This is a genomic window from Janthinobacterium sp. SUN100, from assembly GCF_030397705.1.
GTDB classification, from domain to species: domain Bacteria; phylum Pseudomonadota; class Gammaproteobacteria; order Burkholderiales; family Burkholderiaceae_D; genus Janthinobacterium; species Janthinobacterium kumbetense.
Genome location: NZ_JAPUBU010000002.1, coordinates 97,681 through 122,037, shown reverse-complemented (window position 1 = coordinate 122,037; position 24,357 = coordinate 97,681). Strand labels below are relative to the sequence as shown.

At 63.8% G+C, this 24,357-nt stretch carries 19 protein-coding genes; 10 read left to right on the top strand and 9 right to left on the bottom strand.

Annotation, left to right across the window (positions count from 1 at the left end):
- The first annotated feature begins 116 nt into the window (after window positions 1-116).
- Window positions 117-878: a GNAT family N-acyltransferase gene (locus tag O0881_RS12775; protein ID WP_099664512.1), complete on the top strand. Its 762-nt coding sequence runs from the start codon at window positions 117-119 to the stop codon at window positions 876-878.
- Here the strand turns inward: O0881_RS12775 and O0881_RS12770 are convergent.
- The 3 genes from O0881_RS12770 to O0881_RS12760 form a co-directional block, all read right to left on the bottom strand.
- Complete coding sequence (locus tag O0881_RS12770) at window positions 811-6,273, bottom strand: CHAT domain-containing protein (protein ID WP_289911569.1); 5,463 nt, start codon at window positions 6,271-6,273, stop codon at window positions 811-813. The genes O0881_RS12775 and O0881_RS12770 overlap by 68 nt on opposite strands.
- 261 nt (window positions 6,274-6,534) lie before the next feature.
- Entirely contained in the window at window positions 6,535-6,822 is a 288-nt protein-coding gene (locus tag O0881_RS12765; protein WP_034786045.1) for a hypothetical protein, read from the bottom strand.
- A 181-nt stretch (window positions 6,823-7,003) separates the two neighbouring features.
- Complete coding sequence (locus O0881_RS12760; RefSeq protein ID WP_289911568.1) at window positions 7,004-7,696, bottom strand: ABC transporter ATP-binding protein; 693 nt, start codon at window positions 7,694-7,696, stop codon at window positions 7,004-7,006.
- Between the two features lie 322 nt (window positions 7,697-8,018).
- On the opposite strand from O0881_RS12760, the gene egtD reads away from it, so the two are divergent.
- Together egtD and egtB are read left to right on the top strand one after the other, a co-directional pair.
- Window positions 8,019-9,011 carry an L-histidine N(alpha)-methyltransferase gene (egtD, locus tag O0881_RS12755; protein WP_289911567.1) on the top strand — a complete coding sequence of 331 codons (993 nt, stop codon included), beginning with the start codon at window positions 8,019-8,021 and terminating at the stop codon, window positions 9,009-9,011.
- A 9-nt stretch (window positions 9,012-9,020) separates the two neighbouring features.
- Window positions 9,021-10,262, top strand: a complete 1,242-nt coding sequence (gene egtB, locus O0881_RS12750) for an ergothioneine biosynthesis protein EgtB (RefSeq protein WP_289911566.1) — start codon at window positions 9,021-9,023, stop codon at window positions 10,260-10,262.
- A 5-nt stretch (window positions 10,263-10,267) separates the two neighbouring features.
- Here the strand turns inward: egtB and O0881_RS12745 are convergent, their stop codons facing one another.
- The 5 genes from O0881_RS12745 to O0881_RS12725 all read right to left on the bottom strand — a co-directional run bounded on the left by O0881_RS12745 (window position 10,268) and on the right by O0881_RS12725 (window position 15,605).
- Window positions 10,268-11,869 (bottom strand): methyl-accepting chemotaxis protein, encoded by a 1,602-nt coding sequence (locus O0881_RS12745; protein ID WP_289911564.1) that lies wholly within the window; start codon window positions 11,867-11,869, stop codon window positions 10,268-10,270.
- A 167-nt stretch (window positions 11,870-12,036) separates the two neighbouring features.
- A complete protein-coding gene (gene leuA / locus O0881_RS12740) occupies window positions 12,037-13,743 on the bottom strand; it encodes a 2-isopropylmalate synthase (RefSeq protein ID WP_099664506.1) in 1,707 nt (568 codons plus the stop codon).
- A 352-nt stretch (window positions 13,744-14,095) separates the two neighbouring features.
- Complete coding sequence (locus tag O0881_RS12735; protein ID WP_289911563.1) at window positions 14,096-14,365, bottom strand: barstar family protein; 270 nt, start codon at window positions 14,363-14,365, stop codon at window positions 14,096-14,098.
- A 14-nt stretch (window positions 14,366-14,379) separates the two neighbouring features.
- The gene (locus tag O0881_RS12730) at window positions 14,380-15,042 is read right to left on the bottom strand and encodes a hypothetical protein (RefSeq protein ID WP_289911562.1); all 663 of its coding nucleotides are present in this window, start codon (window positions 15,040-15,042) and stop codon (window positions 14,380-14,382) included.
- Between the two features lie 119 nt (window positions 15,043-15,161).
- Window positions 15,162-15,605 (bottom strand): hypothetical protein, encoded by a 444-nt coding sequence (locus tag O0881_RS12725; RefSeq protein ID WP_289911560.1) that lies wholly within the window; start codon window positions 15,603-15,605, stop codon window positions 15,162-15,164.
- A gap of 238 nt (window positions 15,606-15,843) precedes the next feature.
- Here O0881_RS12725 and O0881_RS12720 point away from each other — a divergent pair, with 238 nt between their 5' ends.
- The 6 genes from O0881_RS12720 (at window position 15,844) to O0881_RS12695 (ending at window position 23,002) form a co-directional block, all read left to right on the top strand.
- The gene (locus O0881_RS12720) at window positions 15,844-16,755 is read left to right on the top strand and encodes a patatin-like phospholipase family protein (RefSeq protein WP_289911558.1); all 912 of its coding nucleotides are present in this window, start codon (window positions 15,844-15,846) and stop codon (window positions 16,753-16,755) included.
- 59 nt (window positions 16,756-16,814) lie between these two features.
- On the top strand, window positions 16,815-17,222 hold the full coding sequence (locus tag O0881_RS12715) for a heme-binding protein (RefSeq protein WP_034786036.1): 408 nt from the start codon (window positions 16,815-16,817) through the stop codon (window positions 17,220-17,222).
- Window positions 17,223-17,517: 295 nt separating this feature from the next.
- Window positions 17,518-18,696, top strand: coding sequence for a glutamine-hydrolyzing carbamoyl-phosphate synthase small subunit (carA, locus tag O0881_RS12710; RefSeq protein WP_289898952.1), 1,179 nt, complete (start codon window positions 17,518-17,520; stop codon window positions 18,694-18,696).
- Window positions 18,689-21,919 carry a carbamoyl-phosphate synthase large subunit gene (gene carB / locus O0881_RS12705; RefSeq protein WP_099664494.1) on the top strand — a complete coding sequence of 1,077 codons (3,231 nt, stop codon included), beginning with the start codon at window positions 18,689-18,691 and terminating at the stop codon, window positions 21,917-21,919. Before carA ends, carB begins: the two co-directional genes overlap by 8 nt.
- 163 nt (window positions 21,920-22,082) lie before the next feature.
- Window positions 22,083-22,559 carry a transcription elongation factor GreA gene (gene greA, locus O0881_RS12700; RefSeq protein ID WP_034757428.1) on the top strand — a complete coding sequence of 159 codons (477 nt, stop codon included), beginning with the start codon at window positions 22,083-22,085 and terminating at the stop codon, window positions 22,557-22,559.
- Entirely contained in the window at window positions 22,559-23,002 is a 444-nt protein-coding gene (locus tag O0881_RS12695) for a DUF4149 domain-containing protein (protein ID WP_289911557.1), read from the top strand. The genes greA and O0881_RS12695 overlap by 1 nt, the downstream gene beginning before the upstream one ends.
- A gap of 98 nt (window positions 23,003-23,100) precedes the next feature.
- Here the strand turns inward: O0881_RS12695 and O0881_RS12690 are convergent, their stop codons facing one another.
- The gene (locus tag O0881_RS12690; protein ID WP_010397237.1) at window positions 23,101-23,571 is read right to left on the bottom strand and encodes a YhbY family RNA-binding protein; all 471 of its coding nucleotides are present in this window, start codon (window positions 23,569-23,571) and stop codon (window positions 23,101-23,103) included.
- Window positions 23,572-23,613: 42 nt separating this feature from the next.
- Here O0881_RS12690 and O0881_RS12685 point away from each other — a divergent pair, with 42 nt between their 5' ends.
- Window positions 23,614-24,297, top strand: coding sequence for an RlmE family RNA methyltransferase (locus tag O0881_RS12685; RefSeq protein WP_034757436.1), 684 nt, complete (start codon window positions 23,614-23,616; stop codon window positions 24,295-24,297).
- Window positions 24,298-24,357: the final 60 nt, after the last annotated feature.

Sequence of the window (24,357 nt, the reverse complement as noted above, 5' to 3'; positions counted from 1 at the left end):
TTATGCACGATCCCCGGATGACATTGACTTGCGTCATGGAAATGACATTCGGCTGTCATTTTCCTGACATATTAGACAAGTACGCTGGAGTCGTCTTGATCACAGGGGATGAAACCATGCAGAACATAGTCGCATCAAACGAAGCCAAGGCCCGGCCGGTCCAACTGGTGCTGAGCCAGGCCACGACCGCTGCGGAATTGCGCGAAGTCCAGCGTTTGCGTTACAAGGTGTTTATCGAGACCATGGGCTTGACGTCGCTGGCCAACGCCGATGGCCTCGACAGCGATGAATTCGATGCGCACTGCGATCATCTGATCGTGCGCGACGCCGATACCCTGAAAGTGGTAGGCACCTACCGCGTGCTGAGCGCCGCCAAGGCAGCCAAGATCGGCCGCCTGTATTCGGAAAATGAGTTCGACCTGAGCCGCCTGAAGAACCTGCGCGGACGCATGGTCGAAGCGGGCCGCGCCTGCATTCACCCGAAATACCGGGGCGGCAGCGTGATCATGCTGCTGTGGTCCGGCCTGGCCGAGTACATGCGCCGCGAGCGCTGCGACTACCTGGTCGGCTGCGCCAGCATCAGCCTGGCCGATGGCGGCCATAACGCCGTCGCCGTGTACCAGGCGCTGGCCGAAAAGCACATGGCTCCAAGCGAATACCGCGTCACGCCGCACCTGCCTTTCCCCATCCACCAGGTGGAAGCGGCGCACAAGCCGCAGGTGCCGCCGCTGATCAAGGGCTATCTGCGTTCGGGCGCCTGGATTTGCGGCGAACCGGCGTGGGACCCTGATTTCGAAAGCGCCGACATGTTCATGATGATGCCGCTGGCGAATCTGGACGAGCGCTATGCGCGCCATTATGGCGTGGTGCCTGGCTAAGAGCGGGAAGTGAGGACTGCAGCTGGCTGGCCAGCGCCTGCACGGCGCTGCGCAAGCTTGTTTCCGCGCCGTCGGGCGGCAGCAGTTCGAGCAGGAAGCGCAGCGGCGCCGTGATCGCCTCGGGTTCGCCGATGCTGCCGTGGCGCCGCACGGCGTCGTGGTACAGGGCCAGGAAGGCGGCGCGCGCGGATGTGTCGAAAGGCTGGCCGTCCGGCGCCTGCCACAGGGCCGCCAGCAGGGCGGCGCGCACGGGGGCGCCGGCGTCGATGGCGCGGTGTTCGTCTGCGTGGCGCTGGCGCGCATAGGCGATGGCGTCGTGCAGCAGGTCGCCCAGCTGCGGATCGAGCGCGCGCCAGGCGCCGCTGTCGCCATGGGCCTTCAACAGCAGGGCGCCTGCCAGCACCTGGAAAATCAGGTCGCAGTCGGCCACGCCGCTGCGCCGCCGCGCTTCTTCCAGCGCGGCCAGGCAGGCATCCGTCATGGCGCGCAGGGCGGGCGCGCCGGAGCTTCCAGCGCGGCAGGCCAGGCGCGCCTGCAAGGCCCAGTAGCGGCCCAGCAGGGCCAGGCGCTGCGCCGTGGGCGCCAGCGCCACCAGCAGGTCGATATGTTGTTTCCCATCCTGTAGCAACTGCCGTCCCTGCGCCATATCCGGCACGGCCGGCACCTCGATGCCGGCGCCCGCATCGAGGCCGCACAGGGCCGCGCCCTGGCGTATTTCCAGTTCCGCCCAGTGCGCCAGCGCGCGCAAGCCCACCTTGCCATCGGCCGCGCTGTGCGCCGCCCGGTAGTGTTCGATGGCGCGCAGGGTGTTCTCCAGGCCGCCGAGGCCGGCCCGCGTGGCGGCCATGTTTTCGCGGATGTCGGCGCAGCCGAAGAAGCGGGCGCGCACGGCTTCCTCGATGCTGCCCAGCTTTTCCTCGATGGCCGCGCGGCGCGCCGCATCGGCGCCCGCCAGGCGCGCGTGCAGGGTTTCCAGGTCGGCCAGCAGGTGGCCGTGGTAGTGGTAGTCGGGCGCTTGCCAGGGCCGGCTCTGCGTGTTCGGAAAGCGGTAGCGGTCGTCGCCATACGCCTGGTAGGCACCCCAGGTGTTCGACGCCGGGAACTGCAGGTACGCCGCCTCGCGCGCCAGGCGCACGGCGTCGCCGAAATATTCGCCGCTCAGCATGGCGTGATAAAAGCTGTGCGCGAAGATGCTGGCTGCCTGGTCGTCGATGCGCCAGCCGGCCGCGATCACCGCCTGCGAGCCCATTTCGATGAAGGCCGTGGCCAGGCTGGCGGCCAGTTTCGACCACGGCGCGATGGCGTCCGGGCGCATGTCGCCCAGGTGGCAGCAATTGATGAAGACGAATTGCGGCACGCGCTTCAATTTGCCCACCTGCGCCGCCGTCAGCCGCGTCTTCGGCCCCAGCACCAGGCCCGTATGGGCGATGCCGGGGCCCGCCACTTCGCCGTGGCCGGCCAGGTGGATGGCGAAATAGCGCTCGTCGAACAGGTGCACCAGCACGCGCTGCGCCTGCGGGCGCAGCAACTCGCGCACCTGGTAGCCGTACGCGCCGAACATGCGCGCCACGTCCTGCGCCTCGGCCTGCGCGGCGGGCAGCTCGGGCAGGCCGGAATCGGTGTCGCCGATCACCAGCACGCTGTTGCTGGGCGGGCTGACGGCCGATGGCTGCTCGCGCAGGCTGGCCAGCTGGCGCACCATGCCGATGCGCGTCGACAGCGGGCTTTCCTCGCTGCCCGCCTCGTCGCGCATCAGCTCCCACGGATAGATGGCGGCGCTCTGGTCGACGGCCAGGATCAGGCCGCGCATCTCGGGGATGGCCGCCTTCAGGCCATTGGGCAGCATCAGTTCGTACAGCGCGCGCGACAGGCCCGGCTGGTCGGTGGTGTTGTCGGTGGCGTCCATGATCAGGCCATCGACGGCTTGCCGCTGGTTCGGCTCCTCGTCGACGCTGTTGTGGGCGCGGTCCGTCAGCACGGTGAAGCGCAGGGCGCCGGACAGGTCGGCGGCGACGATCTGCACGCGGCGCCAGCCATTGTCGCCGCTCAGGCTGGGCAAGATGCGACGGTAGCCGCCGGGGCTGTGGCGGATGCGCTGCTCGAACGTGAAGCTGCCCTGGTAGCGCGCCTCGGCCATGATCTGCTCGATGGCCATGGCGGCGGCGATGGCGCGCGCCTCCGACTGTTCGTAGATGGCGATATGGCCGATGCGGCAAGCCATGCCCGCGTCTTCCAGGCGCCGGTTGGCGCTGCGCGCGCCGTCGAGCAGGGCCCGCGCGCACAGGGCGATGCTCAAGCCGCCATAGCCGGAGCCGGACAGCAGGCTGGCCACGCGCAGGCCGTGCTCTCCCATCGGCGGCGCGGCCGCATGGCCGGCGGCGCGCACCTGCAGGCAGACGCACGCGTATTCGAGCAAGCCGCCGGCAAAGGCGCGCGCCAGTTCGCCCGGCGTCAGCTCGCCCAACGCGCCCAGGCCGATGACGATGGCGCCGCCGGGCCGGCGCGCCGCATCGGGCTGCAGCACCACCAGGGCGGAGTCGGGGCGCTGCGGAAAGCGTCCCAGCGCGTGGATTTCCTGCAGCTTGCCCGCCAGCAGGCGGTCCAGGAAGCTCATGCTGCCGCGCAGCGATTCGGCGGCGTAGCAGCCGCTCATGACGGGCGCGTCGGCCGAGGCCATGCTGCCGTGGATGATGGATAGGCTCAGCTGCGGCACGCGGCTCTCCGGCGCGATGGCGGGGCCGGCGGCGCCGAGGGCGGCGTCGAGCAGTTCCTGCGGCTGCGGGTACAGCGGCGTGGCGTCGGGGGCATATGGATGGAAGCGGGGCGGCACGCCGCCCCGCGCATGCGGCGGGTGCCGCGGCAGGGCTGCGGCCTGGCCGCTGTCGAGCAGCTGCGCGATGGCCGGGTAGGCTTCCTTTTGCAGCAGCAGGTCGCCGTGCGGCACCGGCAGGTAGCAGGCCGCCACGCCGTCCGGTACCGCGCCTTGCCAGGCCGTGCGGCCATCGCCGTCCGGCGACCAGGCTGTCTCGATGCCGCCGTCGCGCAGGCGCAGCGCCACCGGCGTGTCGGCGCAGCCGGCCAGGTAGCTGCAGTGGCGGGCGTCGGGCGGGGCCGCTTCCAGCAGGGCCACGGTGGCGCGCGCCGCGGCCAGCGCCTGGGCCTCGGGCGCCTGCCAGCCGCCGAGCAGGCCCGCCTGCGCGTCGCCGGCGGCCAGCTGTGCCCACGCGCCAGGGTCGAAATAATCGATGCCGCCCGGCTGCGGCCACGGCAGCATGTCCAGCACGCCGGGAAAGGCGCGCACGAAGCCGAGAAACTGGCGCCGCGTGTGCTTCCAGCCTATCCAGCACGCCAGCATCTGCACCAGCCGGTCGCGCCCCAGCAGCACTTGCACCATCGCCTGCGTGCCGCGGTTGGCCGTGCCCACCTGCAGCAGGCGGCTGCCGGGCAGGGCGCCGAAGCGCTGCCAGCGGTCTTTCAGGGCCAGGCGCGCCACCAGCCCGCCCATGCCGTGGGCAACGATGCGCAGCGGCTGGCCGCGCTGTTCGGCGTCGCGCATGGCCTCGTCGAGCACGGGCAGGAAGGCGTTGCCGGAGTGCTGCAGCGACAAGCGCCAGTCATAGGCAAAGGGCCGCACTTCCTGGCTTTGCGCGAGAAAGCGGGCAAACGGTTCATAGCAGGATTCGACCCAGCCGGCGCTGACGATGTGCGGCTGGCCCACGGCCAGGCGTTCGATGCGCCCTTCGACCAGGTTGACGGGGTCGAACCAGATGCGGTTGCTGCCCACTTGCAGGTGGCTGCCCATGATGTCGGGCAGCAGCAGCACGATGGGCGCGTGCGCGCGCCGTTTCGGCACTTCGCCGCCGCGCGCCAGGGGGCCGTGCTCGATGCCGGGCAGCGGCAGGTAGGCAGTCTCGTCGCCGGTGAGCGCCTGCACGGCGGCCAGGCCGGACGGCGCGCGCTCGAAATAGTTGAGGTGGTGCGCCTGCGGTCCGCGCAGCAGCAGTTGCCGCACGGGCGTGCTGCGCGTGGCGCCGCCGGCCATCGAGGCGCAATTGACCACCAGGTCGTTCTGCCCGCCATACAGCTGGTCGTCGAGGCAGTCGCCCAGCCAGCCCAGCAGGCTATCGCCGCTGCACGCGCCGGCCAGCACATGCAGCGGGCTGGCCACGCGCACATCGGGCGCATTGAGCAGCGCCACCAGGGGCGAGTCGGGCATCATCGCTTCCAGGCCCGGCAGGATGCGCGCGTCGCAGCGCTGCTGCACCACGGCCAGCAGGAAGGCCATGGCGCCGTCGGGTAGGCCGCCGTGGAGCAGCAGGTTGAACATCGCGCTGGCCCAGCGGTCGAGGCGGCCCGACATCAAGGTGGTGCCGCGCGCCGGGCAAGCCACGCGCACGAAGCGGGCGATGCGGATGGCGCGCGTCTTCAGCTCCATGCTCAGGTCGCGCAGGCGCGCCGCATCCCCGTCGTAGCCGCCGCGTCCGCCCAGCCGCGCCTGCGCCGTGAAGTGGTCGATATCGTGGCTGTTGAACGCTTCGCCGCCCACCGTGTTTTCGCTCAGCCGCTCCAGGCCGTCGCCTGCCAGGTCGACGGCGCCGCGGCTGTCGATGCGCTGCGCCCGCGCCAGCAATTCGCCCACCAGGCCGCCGCGCGAATGGCTCAGCAGGTGCAGCACGGCGCCGTGCGGCAACTGGCGCACGAGGGCCAGCGCGTTCTCGATGGGGCTGTCGCTGAGGCTGCGGTGCTCATAGCCATAGATGCGGTTGCCGTACTGCGCCGCCAGTTGCGGCGCCAGGCCGTTGCGCCACAGGCCGGCAAAGCTGCGCTGAGTCGACGAAGCCGTGCCGTGCAACAGCAGCAGCAGCGGTTCCGGCCCGGCGGGCAGGCTGGCGACGGCCGTCATGCTGCCCGCCTCGATGCCGCAGCGGTACAGGCCCAGGTGTTGTTCCAGCTGGCGGTCCTGGAAGGCGCCCGCCGCCGCCAGCGCCGTCATGGCCGCGCCGCCGCAGCGGTACACGCGCACGGCGCGCAGCATCCAGGCGCCCAGGCCGTCGCGGCTGGCGCCGGGCGGCGGGCGCGCCGCCTGCGGGCGCAAGGCCAGTCCCACTTCGATGCTGGCGGGCGCGCCGTCGCGCGCCAGCGTGGCCGGCCCCAGGTAGCGTGGCAGGTCCAGGCTGCCGGCGAGCAGCGAACTGCCGTCGCACAGCAGCAGTTGCACGACGTCGTCCGGGCCGATATCGAGGGCGATGCGGCAACTGCCGATGCCGCGCGCGCCGGACAGCACATGGGTCTGGCTATGCCAGCCGGGCGCGGCGGGGCAGTCGCCGGCGCTGGCGAGGGGATCGCGCGTGAGCGTCAGGCGCAGCACGGGCGGCGCAAGGGGGTCGCTGGACATGCGGTTGGGATCGCTGGTTAAAAGCTGACCTTGATGCCTGCGCGGACCATGCGTGTTGTGTCAGATCAAGTTTGAGTGGAAATGCAGGGGAGAAGCTGGGAGGGCGCTGGAAGGCAGAGAAACGGTCAGCATGGTTTGGGCTGGGTCTCTTCGCTATCGTGTCCGGATGCGGTGCGGTGAACGAACTACGCGAATTGTATGGCAAAAGTTCATGGCGCCGGGAACCTGGGTGCCTGGCATGGCATTACAACAGCGGGTAACTCAATGGACTGGCGTGGCGGACAGTTCCTTTAGTTCGCGGATGGTGATGTCCGATTTTTCATGCATGCGCAATAAAATCGTTGCACCGACCGACAGTTTGCCGTGACGAATCTTGCTGATGATGGGAGGCTGCACTTCCAGTACACGGCACAGTTCCGCATCATTTTTCAGGTTCATCTTCTCGATCAGGGTGTCGAGCAGCTTGTTGGGCACAAAACTCGATGGTTCGAGCGCACGCGCCCGGTTCATCGCTTCAATCATTTCCAGCTTCTTTTGCCGAACGTTCATTTACTCCTCCTTCAGGTTATGCAAGGGACGAGACCACTTTGGGTGGTCCCGGCTATAGTTCGTCATCGCAGTACGGCTGTCTGGGTGACGTAGTACAACATTCGCGTTAAAACATTGATAACCAGGCAAGTGTTTTCAATAATACTACGATAACAAAACTTGTGACAGATGGTCAGTTAAATTAACTGATTGTTTGATCAATTTGGTTGACGATTGTTGTATTTTGTAGTCCGCTTTTGGTCAATATCATGGTTCTGTCCGCCATTTCGGCGGCGGCCAGCGAATGCGTGACCATGATCGCGCAACTGCCGTTGGCCTTGATTTCGGCGCGCAGCAATTGCAGGATGCCGTGTGCCGTGTCCGGGTCGAGGTTGCCGGTAGGCTCGTCGGCCAGCACCAGCGCCGGCTTGTGCACGAGCGCGCGGGCAATGGCCACGCGCTGCATTTCACCGCCGGACAATTGCTGCGGAAAGTCGCCGCCGCGTCCGCCCAGGCCGACCGCCTCGAGCATGCTGGCGGCACGCTCCTGGGGCAGCCCGTTGAGCAGCAGCGGCAGGGCCACGTTTTGCAGCAGGGTCAGGTGCGGCAAGACGTGGAAAGCCTGGAAAATAAAGCCCATGCGGGCGCGACGCAGCCGGGTGGTGGCGGCGTCATCGAGGCTGGACATGGCAATGCCGTCCACCAGGATAGGGTGCGCTTCGGCACCCGCGTCGGGCGTATCGAGGCCGGCGATCAGGTTCAGCAAGGTCGACTTGCCCACGCCCGAGTCGCCCATGATGGCGATGAATTCCCCCGCCTTGAAACGGCAGGAAATATTGGCCAGCACGGGACGGGCATTGGCATAGGACTTCGACAGATGGCGCAATTCGAGCATGGTGTTAACGGCTATCGTAAAGGGAGGCACGCGGGGGAGAGGGGGGCCTGGGAACTGCAAAGGGGCGCGGATTGTTTGGCCGGCAATGTGTAGTATACGACAGGCTTATGCTTTTTGCTTGGCAATACCACTTTTGCGTGCACGCCGCCGATATGGACCCTAAGTTACCTGCCGCACGGCTGGCTTGCGCGGATTCCGCTATGATGGAAAAAAGTCATCGGCAAGGCGCCCGCCAAGCACTACGGCAGGGGCGGCGCGCCCGGTGGCCGACCGTGCAAGCCTTTCGTGAAACTAGTGAACCTAACATTGACGACGCCAGCCCATGACCATGCCACTTGCGCAACAGCAGTCCGATTTCCGCCCCGCCAGCCACGCCGCGGCGGCCAGCGCCACTCCTGCCACGATAGCCGAGATCAGCAGCGGCCTGCTCGCGCGCCAGGCCTGGACCTCGCCCAAGTACCTGTACGACGCGCTCGGTTCGAAACTGTTCGAAGCCATCTGCGCCTTGCCCGAGTACTATCCGACGCGCACGGAAGCGGCCATCTTCGCCCGCCACGGCGCCGAGATCGCGCATGCCGTGGGGCCGGGCAGCACCCTGATCGACCTGGGCGCGGGCAATTGCGCCAAGGCCGCCAGCCTGTTCCCGCTGCTGCACCCGGCCCAGTACGTGGCCGTGGATATTTCCTACGATTTCCTCAGCGAATCGCTGAGCCGGCTGCAGCAGCGCTTTCCGCACATCGAGATGACGGGCCTGGGCCTGGATTTTTCCAGCCGCCTGGACTTGCCCGACAGCGTGCGCGAGGCGAGGCGCCTGTTCTTCTATCCCGGCTCGTCGATCGGCAATTTTGCTCCAGAGCAAGCGACCGCCTTCCTGCGCCGCCTGCGCGCGAATGCGGATGGCGATGGCGGCCTGCTGATCGGCGTCGACCTGGTCAAGGACGACGCCATCCTCGACGCCGCCTATGACGACGCGCTGGGCGTCACGGCCGCCTTCAACCTGAACATGCTGCGCCACGTGAACGGGCTGATCGGCGCCGATTTTGACGTGCGCGCGTGGCAGCACCACGGCTTTTTCAATGCCGACGAGCGCCGCGTCGAAATGCACCTGGAAGCGCGCAGCGAACAGTTTGTCCATTGGAAAGGTGGCCAGCGGCGCTTCGCGAAAAGCGAGCGCATCCATACGGAAGACAGCTACAAGTACACGCGCGCCACTTTCGTCGGCTTGCTGGAGCAGGCAGGATTTTCCACCGTGCAAGTCTGGACGGACCCGCAGCAGTGGTTTGCCGTTATTTACGCACGCGTGATTCGAGACTAAAAGGCGACGATGCTGATCGATCATTACCATCAAGTGCGCCAGCATTCTCTGCTGCTGGCCGAACCCCTGTCCGACGAGGACTGCGGCGCGCAATCGATGCCGGACGCCAGTCCCGTGAAATGGCACCTCGCGCATACCACCTGGTTTTTTGAAACGTTTATCCTGGAAAGCATGGAAGCGGCGTTCGCGCCTTTCCACCCGGCCTTCCGCGTGCTGTTCAATTCGTATTACAACGGCGTGGGCGAGAAGCACCCGCGCGCCCAGCGGGGCTTGCTGACGCGCCCCGGCATGGAGGTCGTGCGCGCCTACCGTGCCAACGTCGATGCGCGCATCGCGCGCCTGCTAGCGGGCGAACTGGCGCGCGACGAGCGCGAACGGCTGACCATGCTGCTGGCGCTGGGGCTCGAGCACGAGCAGCAGCATCAGGAGTTGCTGTTGACGGATGTCAAGCATCTGCTGGCGCAGAGCGCCCTGTTTCCCGCCTACCTGGAGCGCGGGGACAGCGGGCTTGCGCCAGCGCAAGCACACGCGCAGCCCACGGCCTGGCTCGCCTTCGACGGCGGCCTGGCGCAGATCGGGCATGCGGGCGACGGCTTTTGCTTTGACAATGAATTGCCGCGCCATCCGCAATACGTGGCGCCCTTCGAACTGGCCAGCGCGCTGGTGACGAATGGCGACTATCTCGCCTTCATCGAGGCGGGCGGCTACCGCACGGCGCACCTGTGGCTGGCCGAAGGCTGGGACTGGGTGCGCAGCGGGCAGTTGCAATGCCCGCTGTACTGGCAGCGCGATGACGCCGGTCACTGGCAGGAATTCACCTTGTTCGGCTTGCGGCCGCTCAATCTCCAGGCGCCGGTCACGCATGTATCGCTGTTCGAGGCGGACGCCTATGCGCACTGGGCCGGCGCGCGCCTGCCGACGGAAGCGGAGTGGGAAGTGGCGGCGCAAGGTGTCGCCGTGGAAACGGGCCAGCTGCATCCGGCCGCCGGTGCGCCGGGCGCAGGCTTGCGGCAAATGTTCGGCCACTGCTGGCAGTGGACCAGCAGCAGCTACGCGCCGTATCCGGGTTACCGCACGGCGCCCGGGGCGCTCGGCGAATACAACGGCAAGTTCATGCTGAATCAATACGTGTTGCGCGGCTCGTCGTGCGCCACGCCGGCTGGCCATGCGCGCGCCAGCTACCGCAATTTCTTCCCGGCCGGTGCGCGCTGGCAATTTTCCGGCATCCGCCTGGCGCGCCAGGTGGAATAAGCGGCTTAGTGCAGGCGTGGAACGGACGGGGCAGGGCGGCTTGGCGATTGGCCTCCGGCGCTCTGTTCCAGCTTGAACTGGCTGACGAGGGTTTCCAGGTCGCCCGCCTGTTCATGCATGGCTGCCGCAGCCGCAGCCGCTTCCTCGACGAGGGCCGCGTTTTGCTGCGTCGTCTGATCCATCTGCATGATGGCGGCATTGATCTGTTCGATGCCTTCGCTTTGCTCGTGGTTGGCGACGCTGATTTCACCGACGATGGCGCTGACCCGGCCCACGCTGGCCACCACTTCATCCATCGTCGCGCCCGCCTGGCTGACCAGCTGCGCGCCCTGGTCGACCCGGCTGACGGAGTCGGCAATGAGTTCCTTGATTTCCTTGGCGGCCGCCGCCGAGCGCTGCGCCAGGTTGCGCACTTCGGAAGCCACGACGGCGAAGCCGCGTCCCTGTTCGCCGGCCCGTGCCGCCTCGACCGCCGCGTTCAGGGCCAGGATATTCGTCTGGAAAGCGATGCCGTCGATGACGGCGATGATGTCGACGATCTTGCGCGACGAGGCATTGATGGCGTCCATGGTGCCGATCACTTCCGCCATGGCCGAGCCGCCGCGCTGCGCGATGGCCGATGCCGAGCGGGCCAGGCTGTCGGCCTGGCGCGCATTGTCGCTGTTGCTGCGCACGGTACCCGTCATCTCGATCATCGACGAGGCCGTCTCTTCCAGCGCGCTCGCTTGCGCTTCCGTGCGGGCCGACAGGTCGGCATTACCGCTGGCAATCTGGCTCGACGCCACGGCGATCGTGCCCGTGCCGCCGCGCACCTGGCCCACCAGGGTGGCCAGATTGGTATTCATGTCGCGCAGCGCCTGCAGCAGCTGGCCCGCTTCATCCTTGCCGTCGGCCACGATTTTACTGCTCAGGTCGCCTCCGGCCACGGCTTGCGCCACGCGCAAGGCATACGCAATCGGCGTGGTGATCGAGCGCGTGACCCACCAGGCAAAGAGCACGCCCAGCAGCAGGGCGGCCGTGCCCAGGCTGGCCATCAGCACATTGGCGGCGGAAATATTCTGCTTGATTTGCTGGCCGCCATGCACGACCACGCCGCGCTGGATTTCATTCAGGTGGTTGACCGTCTTTTGCAACTGGTTCAGGGCGGGCAGGGTGTCGTCGCGCACGTGCACGGCCGCTTCCGCGCGCTGTCCCGCCACCAGCAGCTTGTCGGCCTGGCTGAACGACACGACATAGGCCTTGCGCTGTTGCTTCAGGGTAGCCAGCAGTTCCTTGCCTTCAGGCAGCACGATCAGGCGGTCGAGCACGACCAGCGCATCGGTGATGGTGGCCTTGTTGGCGTCGATTTCGCCGTGGATGGCGTTGGCGCGGGCCGGATCTTCATGGATGAACAGTTCCAGCACCAGTGCTGCGTTCGAACGCGTGGTACTGCGGATGGTGGCGATGGCGTCGGCCTTGGCCCAGTCTTTCTCGATGATGGCTTCGCTGAGCGCACCGATCTTGTCCAGGCGCAGCAGGCCCGTGCCCACCAGCACTGCCATCAGCAGCAGCACCACGCCAAAACCGGCACCCAGGCGCACGCCTATCTTCATATCCGTTAATTTCATACTGATTCCCTCGGTAGCTAATGATCTGTCTCCGGTGGTCTTGTTATGAAACAATTATACGGCGGGTGATACCTGATTTGCACTACTAATTGCCCTATAGAAATGAAAAAGCGGCACGGCGATCAAGCCGTACCGCTTTTTCTCCCTCTGGAGCGCGCCGAAATTGCTTAGGCGGCGCTGGCAGCCACGTCGGCCGCTGTTGTTTTTTCGGCTTCCGTTTGCCCGATGCGGCGGTTCACGGCGGACAGTACGGCCTTGAACGAGGCGGTGACGATATTGCTGTCGATGGCGGCGCCGAACAGAGTCGGGCCGTTGTCGAGGCGCAATTCCACGTAGCAAGCCGCTTGCGCATTGGCGCCGGAGCCGATCGAATGCTCATGGTAATCCATCAGCTTGATGTCGAGACCGAGCGCATTGACGAAGGCGTCGATGGGGCCGTTGCCGCCGCCTTGCAGGGCCAGCGGCGTCTGGCGGTGCGACAGGCTGATGTCGATCTGCACGGATTCGTCGCTGCTCGTGTCTTCCACCATGCGGTGCGAAGCGTAGGCGTACGGCGCCGTCTGCTCCAGGTATTCGCGCTGGAAGATGTCGTGGATATCCTGCGCGGCGATTTCGCGGCCCGTGGCGTCGGCCACGGCTTGCACGGCGCGCGAGAATTCGATCTGCAGGCGGCGCGGCAAGACCAGGCCGTATTCCTGTTCCAGCAAGTACGCCATGCCGCCCTTGCCGGACTGGCTGTTGACGCGGATCACGGCGTCGTAGCTGCGGCCCAGGTCGGCCGGGTCGATCGGCAGGTACGGTACTTCCCAGATGGCGCCGGCTTCTTGCTTGGCGAAACCTTTCTTGATCGCATCCTGGTGCGAACCGGAGAAGGCCGTGAAGACCAGGTCGCCCGCATACGGGTGGCGCGGGTGGACGGGCAACTGGTTGCACTCTTCCACGCACTTGCGCACGGTATCGATGTCGGAGAAATCCAGGCCCGGATGCACGCCTTGCGTGTACAAATTCATCGCCAGGGTGACGAGGTCGACGTTGCCGGTGCGCTCGCCGTTGCCGAACAAACAGCCTTCCACGCGGTCGGCGCCCGCCATCACGGCCAGCTCGGCCGACGCGACGGCCGTGCCGCGGTCGTTATGCGGGTGCACGCTGATGATGATGGAATCGCGGCGCGCCAGCTTGCGCGACATCCATTCGATCTGGTCCGCATACACGTTGGGCGTGCTGCATTCCACGGTCGATGGCAGGTTGATGATCATCTTGTTGGCCGGGGTCGGCTTCCAGATGGCGCTGACGGCGTCGCAGATATGCTTGGAGAAATCGAGTTCCGTGGTGGAAAACGATTCCGGCGTGTATTCGAAACCCCATTCCGTTTCCGGATGCTGCGCCACCAATTGCTTCACGAGGGTGGTGCCGGTGGTGGCGATATTCGTGATTTCTTCGCGCGACATGCCGAACACGACCTTGCGGAACACGGGCGCCACGGAGTTGTACAGGTGGACGATGGCGCGCTTGGCGCCGACGACGGATTCCACCGTGCGGCGTATCAATTCTTCGCGCGACTGGGTCAGCACGATGATGGTGACGTCGTCCGGGATGCGGCCTTCATCGACGAGCTTGCGGACGAAATCGAAATCTGTCTGCGATGCCGATGGGAAACCTACTTCGATTTCTTTCAGGCCGATGGCGATCAGCATGTCGAAGAACCGCAGCTTCTTTTCCGCGCTCATCGGCTCGATCAGCGACTGGTTGCCGTCGCGCAAGTCGGTGCTCATCCAGATAGGCGGTTTGCTGATGATCTGGTTTGGCCATTGACGGTCGGTCAATTTGACGGGAGGAAAGGCGCGGTATTTGGAAGCTGGGTTTTGCAACATCATGATCGGGTACTCCTGAAGATAGGGGGAAATCAATGGTTGTGGCGCAAGCTTGCCGGGCGGCCACGCAACACTAGGCCAGGCAAGCGATCGGTAGCGATAGCAGTGCAGCGACGATGCCAGCGGGGGCGGTCGCAGTGGGGATTACGTGTACGAATGGGGATGGTGCAAACATCATCAAACCTTCCAGGGTTTTTGAAACACGCCGGCGTGTGGCCAGGCGAAGCAATGCGGCAAACTTATGCGCGTGCTAGTAGTAGTCGCGATAGCGACAGCAGGGAAGGGGAGGAATGTTTGAAGGAGGACATGCACTTAATGTACGGGAAATCAGGCGGGGCTGTCAAGCGTTTCCGTTCTACACGTAATGCACGTGCGCTGCCTCGTCCGGCACATCTTGCGCCATGCGCGCCAGGATGCGCTGCAGGATGGTCGCTTCGTCGGGCAGGCGCGCGGCGAAGGCTGGCCAGCCGCGCAGCTCCAGTTGTTGCGGCATGTCCACCAGGCCCGTGATGGCATCGTGGAAAGCATCCCAGTTCATGCCATAGAAGGAAGGAAAACCCAGTGCGGCGGCCAGCGCCGCGTGCAGCTGGCGCGGCGAGTTGATATCGCTCAAGTCGATTGACACAAGGGTTGGTCTCTTCACACTATTCCCTTGAGCAAGTTCTGCAGGTTTGCACGCATGCCGGCGACCACCGTTTCGTGCCGTTCCAGGATAGCGGGCGCATCCTGGAATGGCGCCGGGTCCAGATACAGGCGCGGCAAGTCGGCCACGGCCACGCCGCGCGGGCCGCCGCGCAGGATGTCGTCCGCATGCTGCTGGATCGAGTTGACGGCCGCCTGGATGCGCGGCGTCGCCGACGCGGCCAGGCAGGCGGCCAGCGCGGCGTCGAGGTCGGCGCGCGCGGGCGCCTGCGGCAGCACGGGGGCGGCGATCTGTTCCAGCGGCGACATGTTGATGGCCGGCTTGCGGTAGGCGAGCAAGGTGTCGAGCGCCATCAGCCGGTGCGGGCCGCCGCGCTGCAGCCACTCCAGGATGCGCGGCCACGGCGTGCCCAGCAGCGCGGCCGCCACGCCCCATTGTCCCGCCACGGGCGAGCCCACATTGGCGTCGATCCAGGCGAGGGCGTCTGGATTGCCCGTGTAGGCCAGCAAGGTGGCGTTCGACGAGCGCAGCGCGGGCGCCTGCGTGACGAGGATGGCGGTCAGCCAGGCGAGGGCGTCGTCGGGCGGCTGCTGCGATAGCTGTTGGGCAAACGGGGCGCTCAGGGCGCGGCTGTCGGAAAATTGATATGCGTCGGACATGTTCTGTGATTCGGCGAGTGAGAAGAGGTTATAAGTTGACTGCCTGCCAGGCCAGGGGCAGGGTTGAGCAAGCAGGGTTGAGCAATACACCGGACGCTGCGACGCCGGAGGGTTGGCGGCTACTGCGCCGATTTTTGGCAGCGTGCGGAAAAGTGCATGGTGGCGCTGTTTTCAAACGGGGAATTGATCTCGCCCTTTACCTCCTTCAATTTGCCGCTAAAGCGCATGGTCAGCGGGCCGCTGGCCGGTCCCGCGTCATATGTGCACGCGAGGTTGTCGCCGCTTTGCCGGCAGTCGTAGAAGTTGCTCGCCTTGCCGCGCTCGTCAACCATGAGGGTGCCTTGCGCCCCGTGCTGGTCGGGGGCGTCAAAGCTGAGCGCTATCGTGTGCTCCCCCGGATCCATGGGCATCTGCAAGTTCCCCGTACAGGTAAAGCCCGCCATTTTCTCCGCGATGTTATTGGCACCCTGTGTCGCCGCGACGGCGTTGGCGCCGGCCGCACCCAGCAGGGCGGCAGCGAGCAGGCATGGATGGGCGATGAGGCGTAACAGGTCTGTTTTCATAAGCCGATCAATATAGGTTGGCTTGCGGCGCCAGGCTGGTGCGCGCAATAAATTATATTAAAAACAACATTAATGATGCGGTAAGCCAGGCGCCAGTCTAGCAGCCGCAGTGGCGCGCACGATTCAGAATCTTGTCATTTATAAACATTTAAGGCGGCCTTCAGTGCGGGCGGCCCCGCTTGCGCTACAATCGGCTCTCCTTTGTTGCCACTGCCGCGCGCGGTTCTCATTCTCCACCATGTTCCCTAAACGCCTGACCCTGCTTGCCCTGGCCGCCTTTGCGCTGGCCGGCTGCGAAACCACCGCCCCGAAACCTATCCAGGTATTGACGCCACCCGAGCCCATCGTCGTCACGCCACGCAAGATCAAGATCGGCCTGGCCTTGGGCGGCGGCGCGGCGCGCGGTTTCGCGCACATCGGCGTGATCAAGGCGCTCGAATCGCAGGGCATCAACGCGGACATCGTCACGGGCACCAGCGCGGGCAGCGTGGTGGGCGCCATGTATGCGGCGGGCAATTCCGGCTTCGCCCTGCAAAAGATGGCGTTCGACATGGACGAGGCGGCCATTTCCGACTGGGCCTTGCCCCTGTTCGGCAAGTCGTCCGGCGTGCTGAAAGGCGAAGCGCTGCAAAGCTATGTCAACAAGGCCGTGGGCGGCGTGCCGCTGGAAAAACTGAAAATTCCGTTTGGCGTGGTGGCGACCGACCTCAAAAATGGCCAGCCGATCCTGTTCCAGCGCGGCAACACCGGCATGGCCGTGCGCGCCTCGTCGGCCGTGCCCGGCGTGTTCCAGCCCGTGACGATCGCGGGCCACACCTATGTCGATGGCGGCCTCGTCGCTCCCGTGCCCGTGCGCTTTGCGCGCGACATGGGCGCCGATTTCATCATCGCCGTGAATATCTCGTCGCAAACGGATACGCAAAAGGCCATCAGCTCGATGGAAGTGCTGATGCAGACCTTCGCCATCATGGGCCAGCGCATCAACCAGTTCGAGCTCAAGGATGCGGATGTGGTGATCCAGCCCAGCCTGGGCACCATGAAGGGCAACGATTTCAACAGCCGCAACCAGGCGATCCTGGCGGGCGAGCAGGCGACCTTTGCCGTGATGGCGCAGCTCAAGCAAAAGCTGAAAGCCAAGCGCGAGCAGTAGGGGATAGCGCCGCTGCGCATTTCGTATACAATTTTGATTCAACATAACAAGGATGCACCATGCAATCGAAACCGATTTTGACCCTGGACGACGTAAAGAAAATCGCTGCCGCCGCCGAAGCGGAAGCGGTCAAGAATAACTGGGCGGTCACGATCGCCATCGTCGACGACGGCGGCCACCTGCTGTGGCTGCAGCGCATGGATGGCGTGGCGCCGATCTCGTCGCACATCGCCCCATCGAAAGCCAAGACGGCCGCGCTGGGCCGCCGCGAATCGCGCATCTATGAAGAGATGATCAACGGCGGCCGCGTCTCGTTCCTGAGCGCGCCGGAAATCGACGGCTTGCTGGAAGGCGGCGTGCCCATCGTGTTCGACGGCCACTACGTGGGCGCCGTCGGCGTCTCGGGCGTCAAGTCCGCCGAGGACGCGCAAATCGCGAAAGCGGGCATTGCGGCCCTGACGGCCTAAGTAGTAGCCGCAGTTGCAGAATGAGCCGCCCCGCGCAAGCCGGGCGGCTTTTTTCATGGGGCGGGGGATTTATGCTGCTGCGCAAAAAAATGCCACCGATTCCGAGTTTTCTTCCTTGTGGAAAAGCTTCCTTTTGGTTATAATTCAAAGGTTTAGCCAATCACACATATACCGTAGCGACTACCCATCCCCTCATTCAAAATGACCGTTGAAACACCCTGAGTGCATCTGGCTCGGGTATCTAGGCGGTCGGTCTGACGTGGCGCAGCTACGGTAACTTTATCAGGAGTTGCCCTTGCCGCCATTTTTTTCTGGCCCTGCCGTTCCAGCCATATTAGCGCTTGCTGATGGAACGATCTTTAAAGGTTTTTCGATCGGTGCCGCCGGTCATACCACGGGCGAGGTCGTTTTCAACACCTCGATGACCGGGTATCAGGAAATCCTTACCGACCCAAGCTATTGCCGCCAGATGGTCACCCTGACCTATCCGCATATCGGCAATACGGGCGTCAATCCGGAAGACGTCGAATCTTCCAAGGTTCACGCCGCTGGCCTCATCATCCGCGATCTGCCATTGCTGGCATCCAGTTTCCGTTCCACCCTCTCCCTGTCCGATTACCTGAAAGCTGAAAATATCGTCGCCATCGCCGGCATCGATACACGCAAGCTCACGCGCATCCTGCGTGAAAAAGGTGCGCAGGGCGGCGCCATCCTCGTCGGTACGCAAGGCAACGAGCCATCCGCCGCGCAAGCGCTGGAACTGGCCCGCTCCTTCCCCGGCCTGTCCGGCATGGACCTGGCCAAGGTCGTGTCCAGCAAGGACGCCTACGAATACCGCGAAACGGAATGGACCTTGGGCGAAGGCTATGGCCAGTTGGCCGACGCGGACGCGAAATACCACGTGGTCGCCTTCGACTACGGCGTCAAGCGCAATATCCTGCGCATGCTGACGGCGCGCGGCTGCAAAGTCACCGTACTGCCTGCGCAAGCGACGGCTGCCGACGCCCTGGCGCTCAATCCGGACGGCATCTTCCTGTCGAACGGCCCTGGCGACCCGGAACCGTGCGACTACGCGATTGCGGCGACCAAGGAACTGATCGAGAAGGGCATCCCGACCTTCGGCATCTGCCTCGGCCACCAGATCATGGCTTTGGCTTCCGGCGCGAAAACGCTGAAGATGAAGTTCGGTCACCACGGCGCCAACCACCCGGTGCAAGACCTGGAAACGAAACAGGTCTTGATTACCTCGCAAAACCACGGTTTCGCAGTCGACGCGGCAACCTTGCCCGCGAATTGCCGCGTGACCCATGAATCGCTGTTCGACGGTTCCCTGCAGGGCTTTGCCCGCACGGACAAGCCGGCCTTCTGCTTCCAGGGCCACCCTGAAGCGTCGCCGGGCCCGATGGATGTTGCTTACCTGTTTGACCGCTTCATCAACTTGATGGCTGCGGAGGAGAAAAAGAAAAATGCCTAAACGTTTAGATATCAAAAGTATTCTGATTATTGGCGCTGGCCCGATCGTGATCGGCCAGGCCTGCGAATTCGATTATTCCGGCGCGCAAGCGTGCAAGGCCCTGCGCGAAGAGGGCTACAAAGTCATCCTGGTCAACAGCAATCCTGCGACCATCATGACGGATCCGGAAATGGCCGACGTGACCTATATCGAACCGATCACCTGGTCGGTCGTTGAACGCATCATCGCCAAGGAGCGTCCTGACGCCATCCTGCCGACGATGGGCGGCCAGACGGCGCTGAACTGCGCGCTGGACCTGTTCAACAATGGCGTGCTGGCAAAATACAACGTCGAGCTGATCGGCGCGTCGCCGGAAGCCATCGACAAGGCCGAAGACCGTTCCAAGTTCAAGGACGCGATGACCAAGATCGGCCTCGGTTCGGCCCGTTCCGGCGTGGCGCACTCGATGGAAGAATCGTGGGCCGTGCAGCGCACCCTGGGCTTCCCGACCATCATCCGTCCATCGTTCACCATGGGCGGCTCCGGCGGCGGCATCGCCTACAACGAAGAAGAATTCGAAACCATCTGCAAGCGCGGCCTGGAAGCTTCGCCGACGAAAGAGTTGCTGATCGAAGAATCGTTGCTGGGCTGGAAAGAGTACGAGATGGAAGTGGTGCGCGACAAGGCGGACAACTGCATCATCATTTGCTCGATCGAAAACCTCGACCCGATGGGCGTGCACACGGGCGACTCCATCACGGTTGCGCCAGCGCAAACCTTGACGGACAAGGAATACCAGATCATGCGCAATGCCAGTCTGGCAGTGCTGCGCGAGATCGGCGTCGACACCGGTGGCTCGAACGTGCAATTCTCGATCAACCCCGTCGATGGCCGCATGATCGTCATCGAGATGAACCCGCGCGTATCGCGTTCGTCGGCCCTGGCATCGAAAGCGACGGGTTTCCCTATCGCCAAGATCGCCGCCAAGCTGGCCGTCGGTTTCACCCTGGACGAGCTGCGCAATGAAATCACGGGCGGCGCCACGCCGGCATCGTTCGAACCGTCGATCGATTACGTCGTCACCAAGATTCCCCGTTTCACGTTCGAGAAATTCCCGACCGCCGACCACCACCTGACGACGCAGATGAAATCCGTCGGCGAAGTGATGGCCATCGGCCGTACCTTCCAGGAATCGTTCCAGAAAGCCTTGCGCGGCCTGGAAGTGGGCGTGGACGGCATGAATGAAAAGACCAAGGACCGCGAAAAGATCGAAGAAGAACTGGGCGAGCCTGGTCCTGAGCGCATCTGGTACGTGGGCGATGCGTTTGCCCAGGGTTTCACTTTGGAAGAAGTGCACAACCTGACGAAGATCGACCCATGGTTCCTGATCCAGATCAAGGAAATCGTCGACCTGGAACTGTGGCTGGACACGCAGAAGCTGGAAAACCTGGACAAGAACACCCTGTACAAGTTGAAACAGAAGGGCTTCTCGGACCGCCGCCTGGGTTTCCTGCTGCAGACGACCGACACGGCCGTGCGCCAGCAGCGCCATGCGCTGAACATCCGTCCCGTCTACAAGCGCGTCGACACGTGCGCGGCGGAGTTTTCGACCGACACGGCGTACATGTATTCCACGTACGACGAAGAGTGCGAATCGAATCCGACCGACAAGAAAAAGATCATGGTCCTGGGCGGTGGCCCGAACCGTATCGGCCAGGGTATCGAGTTTGACTATTGCTGCGTCCACGCGGCCCTCGCCATGCGCGAAGACGGCTACGAAACCATCATGGTCAATTGCAACCCAGAAACGGTTTCGACCGACTACGATACCTCGGACCGTCTGTACTTCGAATCCTTGACGCTGGAAGACGTGCTGGAAATCGTCGCCATCGAAAAACCGGTGGGCGTGATCGTGCAGTACGGTGGCCAGACGCCTTTGAAGCTGGCGCTGGACCTGGAAGCGAATGGCGTGCCCATCATCGGCACCTCGCCCGACATGATCGATGCGGCCGAAGACCGCGAGCGTTTCCAGCAGATGCTGCACAAGCTGGAACTGCGCCAGCCGCCTAACCGCACCGCGCGCACGGAAGCCGACGCTTTGGCCCTGGCGCAGGAAATCGGCTACCCGCTGGTCGTGCGTCCATCGTACGTGCTGGGCGGCCGCGCCATGGAAATCGTCCACGAGCAGCGCGACCTCGAGCGCTACATGCGCGAAGCCGTCAAGGTTTCGCACGATTCGCCGGTGCTGCTGGACCGCTTCCTGAACGACGCCATCGAGTGCGACGTCGATTGCATCTCCGACGGCGAAACGACGTTCATCGGCGGCGTGATGGAACACATCGAACAGGCTGGCGTCCACTCGGGCGACTCGGCTTGCTCCTTGCCGCCATACTCGTTGGCACCGGAAACCATTGAAGAACTGAAACGCCAGACGGCGCTGATGGCCAAGGGCTTGAACGTGGTCGGCCTGATGAACGTGCAGTTCGCGATCCAGAAGCAAGAGATCGATGGCCAGCTGAAAGACGTCGTCTTCGTGCTGGAAGTCAATCCGCGCGCGTCGCGCACCGTGCCTTTCGTCTCGAAAGCCACCGGTCTGCAACTGGCGAAGATCGCCGCGCGCTGCATGGTCGGCCAGTCGCTGGCGTCGCAAGGCATCACGCAGGAAGTCGTGCCGCCATACTTCAGCGTCAAGGAAGCCGTGTTCCCGTTCGTCAAGTTCCCTGGCGTGGACACCATCCTGGGCCCTGAAATGAAATCGACGGGCGAAGTCATGGGCGTGGGCCTGACGTTCGGCGAAGCGTTTGTGAAATCGCAACTCGGTGCTGGCGTGAACCTGCCAAAATCGGGCAAGGTCTTCATCAGCGTGAAAGCGTCGGACAAGCCGCGCGCCGTGCAAGTGGCGCGTGACCTGGTCGAGTCCGGTTTCACCGTGGTCGCCACCAAGGGTACCGCCGCCGTGATCGCTGCTGCCGGCATCGCCGTCACGCCAGTGAACAAGGTGATCGAAGGCCGTCCGCACGTGGTCGACATGATCAAGAACCATGAAATCGTGCTGGTGATCAACACCGTGGAAGAAAAGCGCAGCGCCATCGTCGATTCGCGGGCCATCCGCACGTCGGCCCTGGCATCGCGCGTGACGACCTACACCACCATCGCCGGCGCGGAAGCGGCCGTCGAAGGCATCCGCCACCTGGATGAGCTGCGTGTGTACGATTTGCAAGGTCTGCACAAGACCTTGAACTAAGTGCGTTTGCAGTGGCCGCCGTTAGGCGGTACACTGCATGCTTATCAACCACAGAGTTCCGTGCAGAGCAGCGCGCGGCCTCTGTGGTTTTCACTTGGTAAGTCCGTTAACCGTGGCAAAACACGGACAGCGGCGCCGATAACTAGCAGATAGTAGAGATAACATGACCTCAGTCCCATTGACCAAATACGGCGCAGAACTCTTGAAGGAAGAGCTGCATCATTTGAAGACCAAGGAACGCCGCATCGTCATCGATGCGATCGCCGAAGCGCGTTCGCACGGAGATTTGTCGGAAAACGCCGAGTACGATGCCGCCAAGGAGCGCCAGGCCTTCGTCGAAGGCCGCATCGCCGAGCTCGAAGGCAAGCTGGGCGCAGCGCAAATCATCGACCCGACCGCGCTCGACGCGGAAGGCCGCGTGGTGTTTGCCTCGACCGTGAACCTGGAAGACCTGGAATCGGGCCAGAAAGTCACGTACCAGATCGTCGGCCTCGATGAAGCCGACTTGAAAATGAACAAGGTTTCCGTGACGTCCCCGATCGCCCGCGCGCTGATCGGCAAGTACGCCGGCGACGTGGTGGAAGTGCAGGCGCCGTCCGGCCCGCGCGAGTACGAAATCCTGGAAGTGCTGTACATCTGATGCTGACGCGCGTGCGCGTCCTCGTTGCCACCCTGTGGGCCGGCAGCCTGTGGACCATCGGCTTCATCGTGGCGCCCACCCTGTTCGGTACCCTCAGCGACCGCGTGCTGGCGGGCAATATCGCCGGCAGCATGTTCCGCGCCGAGGCCTGGCTGTCCATCGCCTGTGCGCTGGTGCTGCTGGCCCTGTTGCAATGGGGCGCGGGCGCGCTGGAGTTGAAGCGCCGCCGTTTGCTGGCCGCATTGGTACTATCGATGCTGGTGTGCGCGCTGCTCAGCCATTTCGGTATTTCGCCCCTGATGGCCGAACTCAAGGCGCAAGCGCCGTCGGGCATCATGGACGAGGCCATGCGCAGCCGCTTCGGCATGCTGCATGGCGTGTCGACCCTGATCTTTGCCGTGCAGAGCCTGCTGGCGGGCGTGCTGATCTGGAAACAGCAGTAATCTTGAATCAGCAGCAATAAAAAAGCGGAGCAGGGAATATCCCGTGCTCCGCTTCTTGTTTCAAGCCCGGCCGCCTCGCGGTGGCCGGGTGAACAGGCTTACTTGCTGCCCAGTGCGCTTTTCTTGGCGCTTTTCTGACGTGGCTTGGCACGCTTGATGGAACCGCCTTCGGTAACGCGCTCATTGCCCTTGATCATGACTTTCGTCACGCTCGGGCGCTTGGTGCCGCTGGCGCTGGCCTTGACGATGGTCACTTCGCGCATGCCTTTGCCGGCGCTGACCTTCTCCTTAACCACTTCTTTTTTCGGACGGTAGATTACCAGCAGTTTGCCAATATGTTGTACCGGGGCGGCGCCGAGATTGCCGCAAATCGTATCGTACATTCCGACGCGGGCTTCGCGGTCGTCGCCGAACACGCGGACTTTAATCAGGCCGTGCGAATCCAGGCCAAGGTCGATCTCTTTGAGGACAGCAGGTGTCAAGCCCGCTTCGCCAATAATGACGATAGGCTTCAGCGCGTGTGCTTCGGCGCGCAGTGCGCTGCGCTCTACGGGTGTAAGTTTTAGCATAATAATATTTAGTAATTCCCTTAAAAGCAGTATTCTACGCGAATGGCAAAGAAGAAATTAAACAAAAACTGGTTGCACGACCACATAAATGATCCATATGTGAAGTTGGCGCAAAAAGAGGGCTACCGCGCCCGGGCAGCATACAAGCTGAAAGAAATCGATGAAGACGAGAAACTGATCAAACCTGGCCAGGTGATCGTCGACCTGGGTTGCACTCCTGGCAGCTGGGCCCAGTACACGCGGCGCAAGCTGGCCGGCAAGGACGGCGGCGGGGTCAATGGTACCCTGATTGGCCTGGACATGCTGGAAATGGAGCCAATCGCCGATTTCCACTTCATCCAGGGCGACTTCCGCGAAGCGCGCGTGCTGCGCCAGCTGGAAGTGGTATTGCAGGGTCGCAAGGTCGACCTGGTCCTGTCGGACATGGCGCCCAACCTGTCGGGCATCGCCACGGCGGATGCCGCGCGCATGGAACACTTGATCGACCTGGCCATCGAATTCTCGCAATTGCACCTGAAGCCGTCTGGCGTGCTGCTGGTGAAATGCTTCAAGGACATGGGTTTCAGCCAGATCGTGGAGAAATTCCGCGCCGAATTCAAGGTCGTCGTGCAGAAAAAACCCAAGGCCAGCCGCGATAAATCGTCGGAAATCTTCCTGATGGGCCGTGGAATCAAGAATCCGCTGAAAAATGCCGTGGAAGAAGATGATTCCGCCCTTGATATTTAAGAGGGAATCCGCACATGGGAACGAGAAGTGCAGTAGCGTCTGATGGCATAAAAGCCTAAA